Origin of the sequence: Streptococcus sp. S784/96/1 (assembly GCF_902729355.1) — a bacterium.
GTDB lineage: Bacteria > Bacillota > Bacilli > Lactobacillales > Streptococcaceae > Streptococcus > Streptococcus caledonicus.
In genome coordinates this window covers 1-2286 of record NZ_CACVCC010000065.1, presented here as the reverse complement: position 1 = coordinate 2286, position 2286 = coordinate 1, and the positions used below count along the sequence as shown (strand labels likewise).

At 44.2% G+C, this 2286-nt stretch carries 3 protein-coding genes, 11 tRNA genes and 1 pseudogene; all 15 read right to left on the bottom strand.

The features are described from left to right. Positions 1 to 351 (bottom strand): IS66 family transposase zinc-finger binding domain-containing protein (locus GZ996_RS11550; protein WP_202922626.1); only part of this gene is annotated, 351 nt, incomplete at its 3' end. A 10-nt stretch (positions 352 to 361) separates the two neighbouring features. Continuing rightward, complete coding sequence (locus GZ996_RS11760) at positions 362 to 511, bottom strand: hypothetical protein (protein ID WP_202922625.1); 150 nt, start codon at positions 509 to 511, stop codon at positions 362 to 364. A 50-nt stretch (positions 512 to 561) separates the two neighbouring features. Further along, positions 562 to 906, bottom strand: a complete 345-nt coding sequence (tnpB, locus tag GZ996_RS11545) for an IS66 family insertion sequence element accessory protein TnpB (protein ID WP_274378791.1) — start codon at positions 904 to 906, stop codon at positions 562 to 564. Further along, positions 893 to 1078, bottom strand: a pseudogene (locus tag GZ996_RS12025) (hypothetical protein). Before GZ996_RS12025 ends, tnpB begins: the two are co-directional and overlap by 14 nt. 185 nt (positions 1079 to 1263) lie before the next feature. Next, positions 1264 to 1335 (bottom strand) — tRNA-Glu (locus GZ996_RS11540). 14 nt (positions 1336 to 1349) lie between these two features. Beyond that, positions 1350 to 1423: transfer RNA gene (locus GZ996_RS11535), tRNA-Ile, on the bottom strand. A 35-nt stretch (positions 1424 to 1458) separates the two neighbouring features. Beyond that, positions 1459 to 1529 (bottom strand) — tRNA-Gly (locus GZ996_RS11530). A gap of 5 nt (positions 1530 to 1534) precedes the next feature. Further along, positions 1535 to 1607, bottom strand: a tRNA-Phe gene (locus tag GZ996_RS11525). A 16-nt stretch (positions 1608 to 1623) separates the two neighbouring features. Beyond that, positions 1624 to 1697 (bottom strand) — tRNA-Met (locus tag GZ996_RS11520). Positions 1698 to 1707: 10 nt separating this feature from the next. Next, positions 1708 to 1797 (bottom strand) — tRNA-Ser (locus tag GZ996_RS11515). A gap of 17 nt (positions 1798 to 1814) precedes the next feature. After that, a tRNA-Ile gene (locus tag GZ996_RS11510) sits at positions 1815 to 1888 on the bottom strand. A gap of 24 nt (positions 1889 to 1912) precedes the next feature. Continuing rightward, a tRNA-Met gene (locus GZ996_RS11505) sits at positions 1913 to 1986 on the bottom strand. A gap of 9 nt (positions 1987 to 1995) precedes the next feature. Continuing rightward, a tRNA-Pro gene (locus tag GZ996_RS11500) sits at positions 1996 to 2069 on the bottom strand. 2 nt (positions 2070 to 2071) lie between these two features. Further along, positions 2072 to 2145: transfer RNA gene (locus GZ996_RS11495), tRNA-Arg, on the bottom strand. A 14-nt stretch (positions 2146 to 2159) separates the two neighbouring features. Continuing rightward, positions 2160 to 2245 (bottom strand) — tRNA-Leu (locus GZ996_RS11490). Positions 2246 to 2286 lie beyond the last annotated feature (41 nt).

The window sequence follows — 2286 nt, the reverse complement described above, 5'->3', positions numbered from 1 at the left end:
CAAACTATGTGATAAGGAAGCTTTAGGAACAGGAGCCTTAATAATCTTATCAACGTGTCCCTCCTCACTGCAACTTTGACATTTATAGGCATGTTGGACATGGTCAACACGTTTTAATTGGGCAGGGGTAAAGACCAACTCTTGTCTTTGGACGCAAGAGCCAATCTCTTTTAACTGACCTTGACAGTCTGGACAACTGCAGTCTTCACCCTTTAGTTCATGATGGACTATTTCTGAAGTGAATTGGTTAAAAATAGCTTGACGAACGCCTTTAGATTTCCGACGTTTATAAGTGATAATCTCAGTTTCAACAGGGTAAATCAGAATCCTCTTCAGGAAGTTCTTCTTCAAAAAGGCTTAGTTATCCTAAAGGAGAATGGCCCTTCTCTGATGACTTGCCATAAAGTTTTTGACTCAAATAAGCCACTTGTTCACCAAGGAGGGCGAGTTCATTAGACATGGTCTCTATCGTTTTTGTTAAACTTTCAATAATGTTATCTTTTGAACTCATGTTCATCCCTCCATTGTTTTTTATATTATACCGAAAGAAAAGCCATGATTTCAATAGAAATCACGACTTTTTGTGATATTGATTTTAGGTGTAATAGAAAATCCCTTCATCAGCCAGTCAACCTGTTCAGAAGTTAAGGCTTTGACTTCCTTTTCTGTGTTTAGCCAGGTGAGTTTTCCATTTTCGAAACGTTTATAAAGTAGCCAGAAGCCTTGACCGTCCCAATAAAGTGCCTTAAAGCGATCTTTACGACCACCGCAAAATAGGAAGACTTGCCCTGAAAAAGGATCTAGTTCAAATTGACTTTTAACCAGATAGGCAAGTGAGTCAAACCCTTGACGCATATCAGTTTTCCCGCAGACAAAATAAACCTGCCCTAAATCACTGAGTTGAATCGTTATAGCTTAGCACCTTATCTAAAATAGCTTCTAACCTGTCTTGATTAAGGGATTGGAACAAGGTCAGTTCAAGTTTATCCAGTCGGATTTTCAGTAAGACATCATTTCTGGGTTTTGATTCAAACCGACGAGGTTATGGGATTTCCAAAGGGACGATAGGTTGTGACATTACAATAACCTCCAGTAATCATTTTTAAGAACAGTATACTGCTATTAAGATAGATACTCTGTTATTGGGCGATTACAGACAAACTTTGTCCTCTCTCGGTGTTAAATTTGTCAACCCACTACAGTTGACAAAGAGCCCGAAAATACAAAAAAGGAGATAACATATATCCCCTTTTTATTTAACTATAGTCCGTACGGGATTCGAACCCGTGTTACCGCCGTGAAAAGGCGGTGTCTTAACCCCTTGACCAACGGACCATAAAATAATAATATGGGCACGAGTGGACTCGAACCACCGACCTCACGCTTATCAGGCGTGCGCTCTAACCACCTGAGCTACGCGCCCAAGCCAATGCTTGGATCTTATTTATTTCTAAATAAAGCGGGTGACGAGAATCGAACTCGCGACAACAGCTTGGAAGGCTGTAGTTTTACCACTAAACTACACCCGCTAAAATGGCGCGAGACGGAATCGAACCGCCGACACATGGAGCTTCAATCCATTGCTCTACCAACTGAGCTACCGAGCCAACTAAAATAATAATATTGCGGGAGCAGGATTTGAACCCACGACCTTCGGGTTATGAGCCCGACGAGCTACCTAGCTGCTCCATCCCGCGTTAATAATAAAGGAGGATGTGGGATTCGAACCCACGCACGCTTTTACACGCCTGACGGTTTTCAAGACCGTTCCCTTCAGCCAGACTTGGGTAATCCTCCGAAAATAATAATTGTAATGGACCTTGTAGGACTCGAACCTACGACCGCTCGGTTATGAGCCGAGTGCTCTAACCAGTTGAGCTAAAGGTCCAAAGTCATCCATATATAACAATTATAGCGGCGAAGGGGATCGAACCCCCGACCTCCCGGGTATGAACCGGACGCTCTAGCCAGCTGAGCTACACCGCCAATTTTTCATCGGGAAGACAGGATTCGAACCTGCGACCCCTTGGTCCCAAACCAAGTACTCTACCAAGCTGAGCTACTTCCCGAATGCACCCTAGAGGAGTCGAACCTCTAACCGCCTGATTCGTAGTCAGGTACTCTATCCAATTGAGCTAAGGGTGCTCTATTTAGTTTTATGCCGAGGACCGGAATCGAACCGGTACGAAGGTCACCCTTCGCAGGATTTTAAGTCCTGTGCGTCTGCCAGTTCCGCCACCCCGGCGCCTCAAGCGAATGACGGGATTCGAACCCGCGACCCCCACC

Excerpts from the sequence above, each read along its gene's own strand:
- GZ996_RS11760 (WP_202922625.1), bottom strand. The coding sequence starts at position 511 with ATGAGTTCAAAAGATAACATTATTGAAAGTTTAACAAAAACGATAGAG.